At 69.9% G+C, this 14,999-nt stretch carries 8 protein-coding genes (1 of these 8 only partly in view); 2 read left to right on the forward strand and 6 right to left on the reverse strand.

The features are described 5' to 3' along the window. The 3 genes in view from AB0H49_RS01350 to AB0H49_RS01360 are tightly spaced (at most 15 nt apart) and all read right to left on the reverse strand, a layout consistent with a single transcriptional unit that may run on beyond the window. On the reverse strand, positions 1-8,416 hold the 5' portion of the coding sequence (locus AB0H49_RS01350; RefSeq protein ID WP_357245886.1) for a hypothetical protein. Its footprint begins 19,223 nt before the window's first position; only the first 8,416 of its 27,639 coding nucleotides appear in the window; its start codon is at positions 8,414-8,416; its stop codon lies beyond the left edge, outside the window. A 15-nt stretch (positions 8,417-8,431) separates the two neighbouring features. Further along, a complete protein-coding gene (locus tag AB0H49_RS01355; RefSeq protein ID WP_355000139.1) occupies positions 8,432-8,926 on the reverse strand; it encodes a YbaB/EbfC family nucleoid-associated protein in 495 nt (164 codons plus the stop codon). 14 nt (positions 8,927-8,940) lie between these two features. Continuing rightward, positions 8,941-9,255, reverse strand: a complete 315-nt coding sequence (locus AB0H49_RS01360) for a hypothetical protein (RefSeq protein WP_357245889.1) — start codon at positions 9,253-9,255, stop codon at positions 8,941-8,943. 265 nt (positions 9,256-9,520) lie between these two features. Between AB0H49_RS01360 and dtd the strand changes: the two genes are divergently transcribed. Continuing rightward, on the forward strand, positions 9,521-9,952 hold the full coding sequence (dtd, locus tag AB0H49_RS01365; RefSeq protein WP_357245892.1) for a D-aminoacyl-tRNA deacylase: 432 nt from the start codon (positions 9,521-9,523) through the stop codon (positions 9,950-9,952). 151 nt (positions 9,953-10,103) lie between these two features. Further along, on the forward strand, positions 10,104-11,609 hold the full coding sequence (locus AB0H49_RS01370) for a hypothetical protein (protein ID WP_357245895.1): 1,506 nt from the start codon (positions 10,104-10,106) through the stop codon (positions 11,607-11,609). A 595-nt stretch (positions 11,610-12,204) separates the two neighbouring features. Here the strand turns inward: AB0H49_RS01370 and map are convergent. Genes map through secY form a run of 3 tightly spaced genes read right to left on the reverse strand, consistent with a single transcriptional unit; the run spans position 12,205 to position 14,902 of the window. Then, the gene (gene map, locus AB0H49_RS01375; protein WP_355000143.1) at positions 12,205-13,008 is read right to left on the reverse strand and encodes a type I methionyl aminopeptidase; all 804 of its coding nucleotides are present in this window, start codon (positions 13,006-13,008) and stop codon (positions 12,205-12,207) included. A gap of 29 nt (positions 13,009-13,037) precedes the next feature. Then, positions 13,038-13,583 (reverse strand): adenylate kinase, encoded by a 546-nt coding sequence (locus AB0H49_RS01380; RefSeq protein WP_097246897.1) that lies wholly within the window; start codon positions 13,581-13,583, stop codon positions 13,038-13,040. Further along, the gene (secY, locus tag AB0H49_RS01385; protein ID WP_355000144.1) at positions 13,580-14,902 is read right to left on the reverse strand and encodes a preprotein translocase subunit SecY; all 1,323 of its coding nucleotides are present in this window, start codon (positions 14,900-14,902) and stop codon (positions 13,580-13,582) included. Before secY ends, AB0H49_RS01380 begins: the two co-directional genes overlap by 4 nt. Positions 14,903-14,999 lie beyond the last annotated feature (97 nt).

Consider the following 14,999-nt stretch of genomic DNA (forward strand, 5'->3'; position numbering starts at 1 on the left):
TGCCCACGGCCGGGAAGCCCGGCGAGTCGAACATATCGCCCGTCAGCAGCGCCTCGATACCCGCCGCGCGGCCGATCGCGCGCAGTTGTCCGTCGTCGAGGCTCGAATCTCGTTGCCGCGCTCGCGCTATCGCCGCGTCGTGGGCGTCGAGGTAGGTCGTGTGCAGGGCCCGGCGATAAGCCACCTCCACCGGGTCGTCCAGCGGATGCGACACGGAATCGTCGCCGACCGGGCCGAGTTCGCGATAGAACTCGGCTTGCCTGCCCAACGCGGCCGCCTCCGCACGCAGCCGCGCCGCGACGTAGTCGGCGCGGGCCTGCGCGCGAATCCGGGATGGCGTGACCTCGAGCTCGCCGCCCAGCACGGCTTCGGCCAGGGTCGCCGCCCGCACCAACGCCGCCGCCTGCGCGGACTGACTGCGGTCCTGCGCACCGATGGTGAGGTCCATGGTCCGGACGTCGAAGGCGTCCGCGGTCTGCGGCCGGTCGGTATCGAACCGGACCGTGACGCCCGCATCGCTCAGCACCCGCGCCGCCGCGCGGCCGACGTCGCTGAGCTCGAGCACCTGCCCGACCTCGGCCGCGTGCTGGTCCGGGACGCGGGTCACCCACAGATGCCGGTCGGTGAGCGCGGGAGGCTCGTCAGCGCTGTCGGCGGGGCGCAGCTCGGGCCTGCCGTTGTCGGTGACCTGCGCCGGCTCTTGGGCCGAAGTCGTTTCCTCGGAACGGTTTCCGCGCGCGGCGTCCCAGGCGTCGCGGTAGAACTCGGCATTCGTGCGATCGGATCCCGCGGGCCGGTGCGCCGCGACCTCGGGGCGCAAGGCGGCGAGACCGGCGTCGTTCGCGATCCGATCCAGCTCCTGGCGCGGTCCGCCGAACTCCTGCGCGGCGCGCTCGCGGGCCTCGCGGAAGGCGTCGACATAGGTCCGTTCCAGCGGCGAGACCGGCACGTCGAATCCCGCCTCGCGCAGCTGGATCGCCGCGACGATCTCCCAGGCGTGCGCCCGGGTCTCCTCGTCCAGCATCCGGTCGACGTAGTCCTGCCGATCGGACTGCATCCGCAGCCGCGCCTGTTCCGCGCCGCCACGCCCGTCGGCGAACTCGGCGTGCATCGCGCCGTGCACCAGCGCGAGCATGTGCGCGGTGTCGGAGGCGCCCACGTCGAGGACCAGCGTGTTGCGAGCGGGGTAGTACTGATCCGCGACCCCGGACTCGTGCTGGATCGTGACCTGGCGGCGCTCGAGCACGTCGACCGCCCAGCGACCGACGGGCGTCCGCGAAAGCTGCTCCCTGATCCGGGTCAAACGCTCCAGTGTCGCGGCATCGGCCCGGTCCTGCGGGGCGACGTGGTCGGTGGGCTCCGCGCCGCGGGCGGGAAGCGTCTCGGCCGGCCGCACCTCCACGTTGCCGTGCTCGTCGACATCGATGGTGAGGTGCTCGAATTCGACGCGGCCGCGTTCCCGGAGTTCGCGCACGCGTGGATCCGCCTGTGCCGCGTCATCGATCCGGCGCAGCTGTCCGGATTCCGCCGCGACGACGATCCGATCCGGGGTGCCGGGCACGCGCACCACGGCCGACGGACCCATGACGATCCGGTCGGGCGTCCCGGCGATGTGGACGTAGTGATCGCCGAGGACCCGCGCGTCCGGCGCCCGCCCGGCCAGCACCTCGCGCGCGGCCTCGGCCGCCAGCGCGTCGGCGCGGCCGTCGAACGCCGCCTGGGTGTCCTGGCGCAGCTCCGCCAGATCCACCAGGACACGCAGATCGTGCTGGACGCGACGCAGATCGGCCTGCCGCTCTGGCCCGGTCGACGGGTCGGCCAGCTCCGCCGCGATCCGGTCGAGCCTGCGTCCGGCCTCGGCGTCCAACGCGGGCAGATCCGCGGTCGGATCGATCCCGAGTTCTCTTGCGCGCCTGCTCACTTCGGTGGAGATGTCGCGCAGTCGGACAGCCGCGGCGGTGCGGTCGAGCGCGCCGGTGCGCAATGCCTCCGCCACCCGGGGCGTGCGCGGCGCGGGCGTCTCCGCGTCGGCGAGGAAAGCGTCCAGGCGGGGGCGGCCGCGATCCCAGACCGTGCCGTAGTGGTCGGCGTAGTTCTTGCCGTTGGCCCAGACCCTGGTGGCGACCTCGTGCCGCAGCGCCTCCGCCGCCCGGTCGCGTGCCGCCGCCGCGTCGCCGTTCGACAGGTCGGCCATGGCGCGGTCGTAGGCGGCGGTGTACGTGTCGTCCAGCGGATGCGCCGGGACGTCGTACCCGAGTTCCCTGAGTTCGCGGGCCAATTCGATCCGCCGAGCCATGGCGTCGGCTTCCTCGCGGACCATGGTTCGGACGAACTCGTCGCGCGCCATGCCCAATTGGCCGGAGCGGCCGTCGGCGAACCGCTCGGCGTGCACCGACTCGTGGGCAAGGGTCAACGCCTGCCGGACCTGGTCGGAGCCCTCGGTGTAGACGGTCGCGGTGAGGTCCTCGCTGGCGAACTGACCCGAGCGACCGTCGTCTGCCGCGGTTTCGTAGCGTTCACGCACCGGTCCGCTGTCGAATCCCGCCAGGATGCGGCGGCCGGTCTCGGTCTGCCGCAACAGTTCCCGTACCTGATCCGGGTGCGCGTCCAGCGACCGGCCGATGCGCACGTCGGAGTCGGCGATCGGCTGCAACCCGGAATCGCCGCGGAGCGAGTGGATGGGGTCGCCCGCCGCGTCGAACAGGATCGCGTGCGTGCTCCGCACGTCCCGCGACAGGTTCGGGGGGAAGCCCTTCTCTTCGCCGGTGCCTGGATCGCGAACCACGATCCCGCCGTTCTCGTGCACCAGCACGTACGCGTGCGCGCCGACGTTGTACTCGTCGGCCGGCCCCGTGTACTCGTCGACGACCAGTGCCGACGAACCCTCGGGCATGGTCAGCAGCTGCCGCGCGATCGCCTCGTGATCGGCGTAGCCGCGCAGCTGACCACCCGCCGCCTCCTGCACCTCGGTGCGCGACATACCGTCGAGCCCGACCGGATCGGCGGGTGGCCGGATCACCGAACTACCGGTGAGGCTCTTGATGAGCCGCAGCGCCAGCTCGGCACACCGCCCGCGGTTCTGTTCGTCGGTGTGCGGCGGCACCTCGCCCAGTTCCACGAACCCGGCGGTGTCGGCGTCTTGGTACACCGGCACCGGCCCGGGCTCACCCGGCTGCGCGGCATCGTCGACCGGCCTGCCGTTCGCGTGATCCCAAGCCCTGCCGTAGAAGTCGGCGTAGTCGCCCAGCGATTTCTTGCCGCGCGGCGAATCCAGGTGCGCGCGAATTCCGTCCGCACCCGCATCGATCGCGCTGTCCGCCATGGGATCGACGAGCCCGCGCGCACCGGGCCGCTCCTGTGCGGCGGCCCGCCCACGGTCGCCGGCGCGCTCGAGCTCGGTCACCGGAATGTCGTGGCCCCGAGAGCGCAATTGCTTGACGAAATCCGTCTCGGCCGCGTGCGCCCTGCTCTCCTGCCGGACCATCGCGTCGACGTACTCGGCCTGCGTGCTGCGCAGCGGATGCGGCGAGAGACCGGCGCCCGCGTCACGCAAGTGCGCCGCGGTATGCACTATCGCGATGGCCTGCTGCACATCCGACACGCCGTAATCGAGTACCAACGTGCGGCGCTCCGGGTGGTAGCGCGGCTCGGCACCCGGCTCGTGCACTACCCGAACATCGTTGTCGCGCAACACTTCGTCGGCCCACACGCCGATGTCGGTCTGGTCGAGCAACTCGCGCACCAGCTCGAGCCGCCGCGCCGACGCCAGCGGCGCCGACTCGCCCGGGACCCGCGCGGGCGGCGTTGCCTCGTCGGGCTCCGCCTGCAACGCCTCGTCGACGACATCGACGCCGCGCTCGTCGCGCGCGATCGGTTTCACGGTGACGGCGGCGTCCGTCTCCGGGACGCCGACTTCGATCAACCGCAGGTCCAGATCCGGATGACGCAGCGCCGCTTCGATTCTCGGGTCGCGAGCACGGGCTTCGCCGAGCGCGTCCGCGTGCTCGCGCTCCGGAGCGGCGACCACCAGCCGCGGCGGATCGCCCGCGATCAGCGCGACGTGCGGCGTGATCGACTCCACCCCGTCCACCCCGGCGAGCTCGCCCGTGAGGACGTCGCGCGCCGCCGCCGCGTTCGCGGCCGAGTCGGCACGGGCGGCCAGCTCACCCTGGAGGTGGTAGTGGTCGCCGAGGTCCGCGAGCAGCCGGATCCGCAACTCGCGGTGCAAGAGTTCGGCCCTGCGCTGCGCTTCGGGCGCGGGCAGCACATCGCGGGTGACATCGGCGGGATCTATCCCCAGTTCGCGGGCGAGGTCGGCCAGCGCCCGATCGTTCGCGTCGAGCATGGTCCGCAACACCGGTCCGCGCAGGTCCGGGTCGACCACGTCGATGATGTTGGCGCCCACCTCGTCGACCATCTCGAACAGCCGCACCGACAGATCGAAGCGGCGCCGCTGCGCCACCACGCGCTGCCGCGCCTGTTCGCGCACGTCGGATTCCGCTTCGGGCGTCACCCAGCGGTGATACTCGGCCGACCGGCCGTGCGCGGCATCCCAACCCGCGCCGTAGAACTCGAGGTAGCTGCTGCCGTCGCTCCACGGCCGGGCGGCGAGCACGTCCTGGATCGCGTCGATGCCCGCCTCCCGCGCCCTCGCGCGGACCTGCGCCTCGTCGAGATCTGGGCTCGACCGAAGCGTCGCGTCCATCGCGGCGTCGAAGGCGGCGAGATACGGGCCGCGCAACGCGTCGGTGTCGGGAACGGGATAGCCGAGATCCTGAAGTTCCCTGGCGAGCTCGAACTCGCGTCCGAACGCCGACGCCTCCTCGCGCACCATCGGGTGGATGTAGTCGTCGCGGTCCATGGTGCGGATGCCGTGCCCAGTGTTGGCGGTCTCTCCGGAGAGCGCCCACTCGGCGTGCACGCCTTCGTGGGCGAGCGTCAGCGCCTGCGCCAGGTGATCGCGCGAACCCGTGCGGACGTCGGCCACCAGGTCGGAATGCCGGAACTGGCCCTCCATCCCGGAGGCGATTTCGGCGAGGAAGTTGGCGTCCACCTCGCCGCGCTCCAGCACGGCGAGGATCTCCCTGCCCACCACGGTCTGCTCGAGCAGTGCCTTGACCTGGTCCGGCAGCTCGCCGAGCGACCGGCCGATCTGCACGTCGCCGAAGCGCACGGGAGTGTCGGCGTCGGCCGGATGCACCGCGTTGCCGCGGTGATCGAACAGGATCGCGTGCGTGGCCCGCACGTCCGAAGGCAGTCGCGGCGGGAAGCCCCGCACCTCGTTCCCGCCGGGATCGCGCACCACGATGCCGCCGTTCTCGTGGACGAGCACGTAGGCGTGGGCGCCGACGCCGTGGTCGTCCACCGGACGGGAGTAGGTGTCGACCACCAGCGCCGACGAGCCCTCCGGCATAGCCAGCAACTGTCGGGCGATCGCGTCGTGATCGGCGACCGCGCGCAGCTGCCCGCCCGCCGCCGTCTGCACCTCGGCCGCCGACATGCCGTCCAAGCCGACCGCGCCCGCCGGCGGCCGGATGGTCGTGCTTCCGGTCATGGCCTTGATCAGGCGCAGCGACAACTCGGCGCAGCGACCGCGGTTGCGGCCCGAGGTGTGCGGCGCGGCGTCCGTGGTCGCGGGTGGCGTTTCGCCGGAGGTGCGCGAGGTGGCCCGGGTATCCGGTCGTTCCGCGGGAGTACGCGCGGCGTCCGAGCGTTCGGCCGTTGGCCTCGACGCGTCTTGGCCGGTGTTCGGTCGGTCGGTCGAGGTGGTGCGGTCGGCGGGGCGCACGGGTGTCGCGTCCGGTGCGCCGACGACGGGCGGCAGCGCTACCGGCGCCAGGTCCGCGGCGTCGGGAGCGAGCGGGTCCTCGTTTGCGCGCGGAGCCGAATCTGCGGTAATGCCAGCGAGTTTGGTACGCGGGGCGGCTTCCTCCGCGGCGATCCGCGCCTGCGGGCCTTGCCCGGCGGCATGGCGGCTGGGATCGGCCGCACCCGCGCGGCTGTGTGGCCTGCTCCCGTCCTCGACCGATGCCGGGTCGGTCCGGCCGTCCCGTACGCCCTGTACCCGCCCGTCGGTCGGCGCCGTGCGGTGATCGTTGATCCCTGTGCGCGGATCGATGGCGCGGGTGTCGCCGCCGGTGAGTGGGCGGCCGTCGGCGCGAGATTCGCCGCCGATGAGCGGGCGACCGTCAGCGCGAGATTCGCCGCCGATGAGCGGGCGGGCGTCGGCGCGAGATTCGCCGCCGATGAGCGGGCGGGCGTCGGCGCGCGGCGCGTCCGCGAGCGACGAGAACGTGGCGCGCGGCGGTGTCGCGCCGGGCCGGGTCTCGCCGGGCCGGGTCTCGCCGGGCCGGGTCTCGCCGGGCCGGGTCTCGCCGCCCGCGCGCGCATCGGCCGCCGAATGCGCCGGTCCGGGCTGGGCGAGCGGGGGCGTCGCGGCAGGCGTGTGGTCCGTCGCGCGGACCTCGTCGGCTCGGTGCGGCGTCTGTGCGTCCCCGGCGAGGCCTTCGAGCTTCGCACCGGGACGAGCCGCCGCTTCGCTCGTCGGCGAACCAGCCTCGTGCGACATCTCCCGAGTGCTGTGCTCGCCGCGTTGAACCGGCTGCGAATCCGACTGCGACACCGACGTTTCCGTCTTCGACGGCGTCGCGCCGTCCGCCTCTTCCCGACCTGCGCGATCACCCGGAGGTTGCGCCTGCTGCGTCGAATCGGACTGTGGCGCCGCCTGTTCTGGCGCACGCGGTGTTTCCGCCGCAGGCTGGACGGCCTCCGCGCGTTCGGAGGCGTCGGCCGCCGGATGCATTGCCGGAGAATCCGCGGCAGGTCCGGCGGCATCGCCCGCCGGATTCGGAGCGCCGCCCGTGTCGGCCACCGGAGCCGCGGCGGGGCCATCGCTCACGGTCTCCGGTCGCTCGGCGTTCGAATCGATCTGCGGCGCGGTCTGTTCCGCCACCGGCGGTGTGGTGACCATCTGGTCGTCACCCGTGGCGGGCCGCGTGTCGTTGACCGCCTCCGGCGCGGTATCGGTGTGAACGCCCGCCTCCGGCCCCTGCGGAACCGTCCCGGCCGGGTCGACCGGCGCTGCCCCCGCCCCCCGGTCTCCGGTCGGCTCACCCGTGTTCACCGGATCCGGCGATGTGCCCGAATCCTGCTGCGGTGTCGTGCCTTCCGAAGTCGGCGGAGTCGCACCGGGCACACCGGCACGCGAACCCCCGGGCGCCGAACCGTCCGAGTGCCCGGCGGGCGGCCTGATACCCGAACCCTCACCGCGTCCGTTCGCGCCGTTCGAAGTCGAAGGATCCTGCGTGCCAGTCGTATTCGACGGTGCGCCGCTATCCGCCGCTCCATCGGGCCGATAGCCGATCCGCGGTGCGGCGGGCTCCGAAGTCCTCGCGGGATCCGCGTACCACTCGGGATGCCGGCTGTGCCACATCTGGTCCGCCCGCGCCCGGCTCGCACCGGACATCGCGCCGTTGCTGGCGCCGGCCGTGAGCATCCGCCAATCGAACTGGTCCTTGGCGTTCTTCTTGGTTTCCTCCCACGCCTTGCCCCAGTTCCACGACCCGTCGTCCTGGTGCGCGGCGGTGACCAGCTGATACCCGAGGCTGCCGCCGAAACCCGCGACCGCGCCGACGGTACCCGCGACGGTGCCGGTGATCGCACCGCTCACCGCGGGGCTGAGCCGCGGCGTGCCGTCCGGTCCCGGCCGGTTCAACCTGCGCCCGAGCATGTCGCCGACCGGGCTCGCTACCGCGGCACCCGCGGCCGAGCTGACGGCGGTCATTCGGACCTGGTTCCAGTCGATCGCCTTCCGGTGGCCCGCGTCCACCTGGTACGCCTGGATGCCCAGGTCCTGGCCGGTGCCGATGACCGTGTCGATGGCTACGTGGCGGATCAGGAAGTTGGCGAGCTTCTTCGTGATGACCTTGCCGACGATCTCGACGATCTTGTTCATCAGACGCTGCGCGAGCATCCGGATCCCGACCCTGGTGAATCCCATGGCGATCGCCGTCTCCGCGGGCGCGGTCGGCGGGAACAGCCAGAAGATCGCGATCTCGGCGGCCAGCAGCGCCAGCGACGAAATCACCATCAGCTTTGCGTATTCGAGCTCGGTGCCGACACTGTCGGCGCTCTCCGCGATGGCCTCCAAATCCTTGGCCAGCAACTCCAGCGACTGATCGCCGCTGCGATAGGTCTCGAGATCCTTGATCATGTTCTCGAGCGCTTCGCCCTGCGGGTACGCGGCGCGGGTGGCCGCGATGGCGTCATCGATGTCGGCGAGAACCTTGCGCAGATCCGCGGCGGCCGTGCGCCAGTCGTCGGCGAGGCCCCACATCCCGTCCTCGTCGCCCTCGGGATACTCGGAGCCTGCCACGGCTTCGAGCAGCCACATCAGGGCGCCAGGAACATCGACCATCGAGAATTACCCAGCTCACCAGCTGGTGTCGGTGACTCCGCGATCGCGGTTCGGCGTGTACGCCTCCACGTCGTGGAAGACCTGTACGGAACCGTCGGCGTCGTGGCCGGTGTCGGGGACCACCATCGTCGCGGGCGGCGCGACCGGCTTCGCGGCATTCAGATCCGCGAGTCCTTCGATCATGTCGGTCAGCTTGGGCAGTCGTGCCTGCCGCTCCAGCACCGGAGCCATCAACTCCTGAGCCTTGCGGCCGACCTCCTGCGCGGCCTGCTGGGCGGCGGCCGTCACCGCCTTGGCGATGTCCCCGTAGGTCAATTCCTCAATGCCGGAATGAAATTTGGTATCGATGATCGTGCCGTCGGCGTTCACCGTGACGGTCACCCGCTTGCGCACGGTGGCGCTGGCGGTCAGCTCGGCCCGCGCCTGCTGGATCGCGGCGATGGACCGGAACTGCTGCTGGACCTCCTCCAGCACGTTGGCCAATTCGGCCTTGGCGTATTCGTTTGTCATGACCTCGTACCGGCTCAGCTCAGGTCGTCGCGGTTCTGGATGTCCTGCTTCTTCATCGTGTCGGCGGTTCTGACCTGACCGGTCACGAAGTTGTCGTAGCTCTGCGACGCGTTGGACAGATTCGTCCGCGCGTTCGACTTCGACACGGCGTAGCCGTCCACGCCGTCATGGAAGCGGCTGCCGAACTTGTCGTTGCCCCAGGGTGTTCCACGCGCCGCCAACGCGGAGTCCAGATTCGTCAGCACGGATTCGATGGCGTCGCGCACCTGACCGGTCTCCACCTGCGCGGCCTTGCGCAGCATGTCGGGATCGTTCTCGACATTCGTCATCGCCATCGCTCCTCGTGCACCCGCGGACCACCGCGCCCCTTCACCTCGGACCTGCGTCCCGACCATGACATCCCCGAGCGACTCGCCAGTAGCCTTAACGTGAACCTAAGACACCCTGGGAGTTACGCGCAGATGTGTCGGCACGCCATCGTCCGATAGCCCGGTCCACTCCTGATGACTTGCCGCACAGTGGCATTGACATAGCGTCCGGACACCCCGCGATGTGCTTGTCCGTCCGGCGGACAACGGGTGCGATGATCACCGCATGCGAGTTCTTGTGCAACGAGTGACCGCGGCGCAGGTGACCGTCGACGGCGAACTCGTCGGGCGGATCGATCCCGACCCGCAGGGCTTGGTCGCGCTGGTCGGCGTCACCCACGACGACACCGAGGCGACCGCGAAAGCTCTGGCGGACAAGCTGTGGCGGCTACGCATCCTGGATGGTGAACGTTCGGCCGCGGATCTGAACGCGCCCGTGCTCGTCGTCAGCCAGTTCACCCTCTACGCCGACACCGCGAAGGGCCGCCGCCCCTCCTGGTCGGCGGCCGCGCCGGGCCCGGTCGCCGAACCGCTCGTCGACGCCTTCGCCGAGGCGCTGCGCAGGCTCGGCGCGACCGTCGCGACGGGCCGTTTCGGCGCGCACATGCACATCGATCTCACCAACGACGGCCCGGTCACGCTCCTGCTGGAGGCCTGAGCACGCGGTTCGCGCCGAGTTAGCTGACAGCTAGCAGCGAGCCCGATCGTTCCCGGGCGACGGCACCCGATTTGTGGCAGACTTTCCGCGAGAACAGATGCGGCCGAAGGAACGACCGTCTGTGGAAGGTGATGCGGGAGTTGGGTTCGCGATGGATCTGAGTGCTGTCGAACGACAGGTTGCGGTAGATCGCAGTGCGGCCCGAGACCGAACGGTCGATTCCGAACTCCGCCTGGCCACTTCGCTCGTCGAACTGGCCAAGGCGCTGGTCGCCACGAAGAACGATCCCGCCGCGCGCCGAGACCGAACCCTGGAGGCGCCCGCCCCTGCGCAGGAAGCGGTCGACATCCGGCTGCGGTGGCTGGCCGCGGGAATGGTCGAGGCGCGGTTCGCCGGTGAATTGCAAGAGTCGCTACGGGTCTTCGAACAGGTAACCAGGGCGGCCGGACGTCGTGACCTCGCCACGACGACCATCCGCGGCGCCTGCGCGGCGTATCGCCAAGTGGCGCAGACCCACCCGCACGTGGCGGGTATGTGCGCCGACGGGCTCGGCAAATGCGGCGTGTGGCTCGGCAGGCTGGACCAGGACGCGGCCGTCGCCGCCGTCGAGGACGCCGCCCGCATCCGCGCCGAGCTGGCCGCCGCCAATCCCGACCTGGCGGGCAAGTACCTGGCCAGCCTGAGCACGCTGCTGCGCACCCTCATGGTCGGCCGCTCGCGCAAGCAGGCACTGGCGATGTACCGCGAACGGTACGCCGCCTTCACTTCGACCACTATGTCGATCCGGCTGCGCGCGTGCGGGATTCGCGATCTGGATCTCACGCCGAAGTCCTACAACGCGCTCGTCGAACTGGAGTGCCGCACCCTGGAGCAGGCCGGGCGGCTGACCCAGCAGCAGATCGTGCGCAAGTCCTCCGGTGACCTATCCACGGTGGAGGAGATCAACTGGCGACTGGCGCTGGTCGGGCTGCGGCCGCTCGCGCCGGGCGAGGATCCGGAGCCGCCGTCGACGCCGGTCGAGATCGGCCCGACCTTCGGCGCACTCGGCGTGCGCTGTCCGGATCGCGACGCCATGACGCAACTGCGCGCCGCCATCATCGAGGCCTACGCCCAGGACGACATCCAGCCCGTCGACAGCGCCACCTATCACAGTTCCGACGACGAGGACTGGGTGATCGGCGAGGCCGAGCTCAACACGGCTAGCACGCTCGGCGACGACGTGGTGTTGATCGAGATGTCCTACGGCGGCTGGGTGACCGTGATGAGCCTGAACTGGGAGCTGGCTCCCGTCGGCAAACACCCGCTGGCCCTGCGGCTTTCCCAGCGCTGGCCGGTGGTCAGCGTGACAGCCACCGCGAACACGTCCTACGAGCTGTGCCGCTACGAGCACGGCAAGGCGACCCAGTACGCGGCGCTCGGCCGCCCGGCCGGACCCGCCACGCTCGACGAGCCGCTCGCGCCCTTGGACTTCGGCGTGCTCGCCGCCTACGGCGCCAGCCACGCCACCGAGAACAAACTGCGGTCGGCGTTCGGCAACACACAATCCTTCGCGAACCTGACCTACCTGCCGGGCGCGGGTCTGCGGCAGCTGCGCAAGTCGATGACGCTGATCGACCATGATCACGTGCTGTTCTTCCGCAAAACCGGCCAGAGCTGAAACACCCTCGGCGGCAGCCCATCCCGGGTAGCGCGCGGCACCTCGCGCGTGCCGCGGACACCAACTGCGGTCCGCTTCAGCGAGATTCGAGTAGTTCGCTACTCGGGAGCCGACCCCCGCACGGAACCTAATCTGACTGCATCGTCAGAGAGGGAGGTGCGAAACGCAGAACCACCGAACCCACAGCACCGCCGAAGGTTTCGGTCAGGCGCGCAGGGCGCGGGTGCAAGGAACGACGTCACCGATCCAGCGGCGAGCTGGGTACCGTCGGGCGACCAAGGCCGGTACACGAATGTGTCGAAGCCGGTCACCACGGCGAGATCGACCGAGACGGGCCCGGCCCGCGGCGTCGGTGCGAATCGAGTCCTCGCCGCGCGAGCGTACGGCCGAACCTGGAGTGTCGGTACATGTTCCGACCAGTTGTGCCATGCGGGTGATGTCCGCCGGGAACGTCCGGCGTCGACGGCAGCCGCGGAGAAGTGTCCCGCGCCGCTTGCCATTTCTCGTACGGCAGCATCCGGTCGAAGTGGCGACGCTGTGGCCTGATCCGGCCGCAGCGTTCTACAACGACAGATGCTACCGCGAGGCGCCGCCGCTACTCCGGGCGCAAGGTGAGGATGCGCGGTCCGTCCTCGGTGACCGCGACGGTGTGTTCCCAGTGGGCGGCGCGACTGCCGTCGAGGGTGACCACCGTCCAGTCGTCGTCGAGCACCTTGGTCTGGGTGGTGCCGAGGGTGAGCATGGGTTCGATGGCCAGTACCGAGCCGACCACGAGTTTCGGGCCCTTGCCCGGCGCGCCCTCGTTGGCGAGGAACGGGTCCATGTGCATCTCGCGGCCGATCGCGTGTCCGCCGTAACCGTCGACGATGCCGTAGGCGCGGCCGTGCAGTTCCTCGACGGCGCGGGTGCCCATCTCGATGGCGTGCGACACGTCGGTCAGCCGGTTGTCCGGCACCATGGCCGCGATGCCCGCCTCCATGGACAGGCGGGTCGCCTCGCTCAACAGTCGATCGGCCTCGATGATCTCGCCGACGCCGAAGGTCCACGCGGAGTCGCCGTGCCAGCCGTCCAGGATGGCGCCGCAGTCGATCGAGATCAGATCGCCCTCGACCAGGATCTCCTCCGCGGTGGGAATCCCGTGCACCACGCGGTCGTTCACCGACGCGCAGATCGAGGCGGGAAAGCCGTGGTAGCCCTTGAAGGACGGCACGGCGCCCGCGTCGCGGATGGTCTGCTCGGCGACCTCGTCCAGTTCCAGGGTGGAGACCCCGGGCTTGGCGGCCGCACGCACGGCGACGAGGGTGCGGCCGACCACCGCGCCCGCCGCCGCCATGGCGTCCAGCTCACCGGCGGTGCGGAACGGCACCACCTTCTTGCTCTTCTTGCGGCCGAAGACCATGACGGCTCAGCGCTCCCGAGACAGGGACATCAGTGTCCCAGTGCGCGCAGCGCGCGGGCGTTGACCTCGTCCACCTCGCCGACGCCGTCGACCGTGACGACCAGACCGTCGTAGTGCTGCAACAGCGGCTCGGTCTCCTCGCGGTACACCCGGAGCCGGTTGCGGATCACGTCCTCGTTGTCGTCGGCACGACCACGCGCGAGCATCCGCTCGACCACGGTGTCCTCGGCCACGACGAAGCACAGGACGGCGTCCAGCTTCTTGTCCATGTCGCCGAGGATCTTCTCCAGGGCCTCGGCCTGATCGATGGTCCGCGGGTAGCCGTCGAGCACGAAGCCGTTCGCGGCGTCGGGTTCGTTGACCCGCTGCTCGACCATGCGGTTGGTCACGTCGCTGGGCACCAGATCGCCCGCGTCCATGTACTTCTGTGCCTCGCGACCCAGCGGGGTCTGCTGGCCGATGTTCGCGCGGAAGAGATCCCCGGTGGAGATGTGCGGGACGCCCAGCTTCTCCGACAGCAGGACGGCCTGAGTGCCTTTGCCGGCACCCGGCGGACCGAGCAGTACAACTCTCACTTGAGGAACCCTTCGTAATTTCGATTCATCAGCTGGCTTTCGATCTGCTTCACGGTGTCCAGGCCGACGCTCACCATGATCAGCACCGCGGTACCGCCGAACGGGAGGTTCTGGACGCCACCGGTGTTGCCGATATCGAGGAAGAGGTTCGGCAGGACTGCCACCAGACCGAGGTAGATGGAGCCGGGCAGGGTGATGCGGCTCAGGACGAAGTTCAGATAGTCGGCCGTCGGCTTACCGGGACGATACCCCGGGATGAAGCCACCGAACTTCTTCATCTCGTCGGCGCGTTCCTCCGGGTTGAAGGTGATCGCGACATAGAAGTAGGTGAAGAACACGATCAGGCCGAAGTAGATGGCGATGTACACCGGATTGCTCGGGTTCACCAGGTACTTCTGAATGATCTCCTGCCACCAACTGGGGTCAGGGTTGTTCTGCGACGAGGTCAGCTGCGCGATCAGGTTGGGCAGATACAGCAGCGACGACGCGAAGATCACCGGGATGACACCGGCCTGGTTGACCTTCAGCGGCAGGTAGGTCGAGGAGCCGCCGTACATCTTGCGGCCGACCACGCGCTTGGCGTACTGCACCGGAATGCGGCGCTGGCCCTGCTCGACGAAGATCACCGCGACGATGATGGCGAAGGCGGCGGCGCACACCAGGCCGAAGACCAGACCGCCACGGCTGTCCAGGATGGCCTTGCCCTCGGTGGGGATGCGCGCGGCGATGCCCGCGAAGATCAGCAGGGACATACCGTTGCCGACGCCGCGCTCGGTGATCTGCTCACCGAACCACATGACGAGCGCCGCACCGGCGGTCATCACGAGCACGATGATGATCATGCCGAAGATGCTGGTGTCGGCGAGGATGTCCTGCTGGCAGCCCTGGAGCAGCTGACCACGCGCCGCGAGCGCGACCAGACCGGTCGCCTGCAGGATGGCCAACGCGATCGACAGGTACCGCGTGTACTGCGTCATCTTCGTCTGGCCGGCTTGGCCTTCCTTGCGCAGTTCTTCGAACCGCGGGATGACGACGGTGAGCAGCTGGATGATGATGCTGGCGGTGATGTACGGCATGATGCCGATCGCGAAGACCGACAACTGCAGCAGCGCACCACCGGAGAAGAGATTGATGAGCTGGTAGATGCCTGCGTTCTCACCGCCGGAGACCAGGTCGACACATTCCTGGACGGCCTTGTAGTCCACGCCGGGCGACGGCAACGCGGCACCGGCACGGTACAGCGCGACCAACCCCAGCGTGAAGAGAATCTTCCGCCGTAAGTCCGGAGTCCGGAAGGCCGATACGAAGGCGGAAAGCACAGATCCTCCTGGCGCGAACGACATGGTCATGACATGGCTGTTTCAGCTTTGCCCGATTCCCTGGCGGACAGGGGGACGCCGAAAACCATGACGTGGC

The sequence above is a fragment of the Nocardia sp. NPDC050713 genome, assembly GCF_040654315.1.
Taxonomy (GTDB): Bacteria; Actinomycetota; Actinomycetes; order Mycobacteriales; family Mycobacteriaceae; genus Nocardia.

What these genes read in the sequence shown, in the direction of transcription:
- AB0H49_RS01355 (WP_355000139.1), bottom strand. Translation starts at nt 8,926, where the DNA reads ATGACAAACGAATACGCCAAGGCCGAATTGGCCAACGTGCTGGAGGAG.
- AB0H49_RS01360 (WP_357245889.1), bottom strand. Translation starts at nt 9,255, where the DNA reads ATGACGAATGTCGAGAACGATCCCGACATGCTGCGCAAGGCCGCGCAG.
- dtd (WP_357245892.1), top strand. Translation starts at nt 9,521, where the DNA reads ATGCGAGTTCTTGTGCAACGAGTGACCGCGGCGCAGGTGACCGTCGAC.
- AB0H49_RS01370 (WP_357245895.1), top strand. Translation starts at nt 10,104, where the DNA reads ATGGATCTGAGTGCTGTCGAACGACAGGTTGCGGTAGATCGCAGTGCG.
- map (WP_355000143.1), bottom strand. Translation starts at nt 13,008, where the DNA reads ATGGTCTTCGGCCGCAAGAAGAGCAAGAAGGTGGTGCCGTTCCGCACC.